Source organism: Natrinema hispanicum, assembly GCF_900111485.1.
Taxonomy (GTDB): Archaea; Halobacteriota; Halobacteria; order Halobacteriales; family Natrialbaceae; genus Natrinema; species Natrinema hispanicum_A.
The window spans coordinates 1-1,905 of the sequence record NZ_FOIC01000081.1; the positions used below are offsets into that span (position 1 = coordinate 1).

1 protein-coding gene is annotated in these 1,905 nt (G+C 58.7%); it reads right to left on the reverse strand.

Going from position 1 to position 1,905, the window contains the following annotated elements:
* Window positions 1-210: 210 nt before the first annotated feature.
* On the reverse strand, window positions 211-1,803 hold the full coding sequence (locus BSG09_RS19990) for a transposase (protein WP_092936239.1): 1,593 nt from the start codon (window positions 1,801-1,803) through the stop codon (window positions 211-213).
* Window positions 1,804-1,905 lie beyond the last annotated feature (102 nt).

The following is a 1,905-nucleotide window of genomic DNA, read 5'->3' on the forward strand; positions in this document are numbered from 1 at the left end:
ATAGCCTGTTGCACGTTCAAGATCAATTCGTCAGACATGGCAGCGTGAGACTGATCCAGTTCGAATCTGCCGACTGATAATCAATTCGGTGAGAGAAGTCTCAGAAACGCTCGCTGAATCAGGTGTTTGAGTCAGTTTTCGATCACGAATAGAGCCGCCTGAGAGCGATGCCTCTCAGGCGGCGCGTGCTTCGACTCCGGGCTGGGGCCGTCAGATGAGGCGACTGGGAGAACGTATCAGTCCTGGTTTTCCCTGTTGTTTTGCGGTGAGTGACGTCGCGACCAGAGCGACTGCCGAAAGCACGACGTGAGTTTCCACGTTGTTCTCCTTGCGTGCGCGGACGCGATCGAGGCCGGTAAAGGACTTCAGCCGAGAGAATACTCGCTCGACACCTGCCCGCAGGTGTCGATGCATTCGTTCTTTGATCGCCTGGAAGATGTAGGTCTCTTCGACGCTGCCGACCTCGACGCCGTACTCTGAGAGTTGCTCTTGTGGTAACCGTTCGAGTGCGTCGTACGGACTGTCGATCTCGTCACCGTGGTTCTTGAACAACTCTTTGATCTCGTCGCGGATCGCCTTCAGTGGCGCTGAGCGTCGTGGATTGATCGCCGTCAGCAGCGGACAGTCGAGTTTCTCCTGGGTGAACTCTCGATTGCCTTGGCTGTCGAAGCCCGCATCAGCCAGTGCTGCCTGGAGATCGTCGGTGTCGTACCGCTCATCGAACTCCTCGATGAGCGGTTCGAACGCCGCACAGTCGTTCCTGCTGCCGGTCTCCATCGTGATGGCGACCGGCAGCTCTGCGGCTACGTCCACGACGATGTACACCTTGTACCCGTAGAACTTCCCCTCGTGTTTGCCCCAACTCGCTCCCTCGACCTCACCGTCGTCGATCTCTTCTCGTGTGTTTGCCCAGGCGGCGATGTGCGTGCCGTCGATCACGACGAACTCACCGGCGTGATCGTGATCAGCGAGTAAGTCGCCACACATCGACTGGAGGCAGTCACGGAGTTCATCGGGGTGGAGGTCGTCGAAGGCACGCCAGAGCGACGTCCCGTCCGGGACGTCCTCTGGCTCGTAGTCGAGAGCCTCCCGGAAAGAATGATTCCGTCGGAGACGGCGTTCGAGGGCGTCGAAGGAGTCGCCCTCGAACTGCCGGAGGACCAGAGCGGCGGCTCGTTCGGGCGGGATCGACTGAATCTCTGAGACAGCAACCGAGAGAAACGTCGCGAGAAGTTCGTCGCGGTAGAGGTAGCCCTCTTCGTCGGTATCAGCTGGACTGACGTCGGTCGGCTGATCGGTTTCGCGTTGGCTCAGCTGGGCGTCCCGCAGGGACGGCCAGCTGTGGACGTAGACCGTCGTGTTCCGGTGTTCGACAGCGTGGATCTCCTGTTGGTCGGCGAGGTTCCGGAGCGCTCGGTAGCAGCGTCGATCGAGGAGGTCGTTTGCTTCGGGGGCAGTGATCCCAGAAGGTCGCTGGAACGCGAGATGCTTGAGCGTGGCTTTGGTGGTTTCCTTGCGGTGGAAGACGGCGACGCCGTCATCCACCTCGGGTCGCCAGAAGCCGTCATGGGTGGCACGATGGCCAACAACGTGTTTGCTAGCGACGTACTGACCGTTGTGGTTCAGGGAGGTGTAGAAGGTGTTTGTCGAGGCGATTTGGTCGATATACCACGCCGGCACGTCGGTGCCGGCGCGGAGCTCGTCTTTGGAAGCGACCTCATCGTGGGCTCGAAGGAACTGACGAACGGTGGCCTTATGCGAAGCGGCGGTGTTCTTACTGGTGTCGGATCGTTGTGTGTGCATACCATCGATCCGGCTTCTAATCTAGTTAAAGTGATTATTCTAGCTCGTAGTGATATCTCTTGGACATACCTGAGCTAATTTCGAACTCGTGCAACAGGCTAT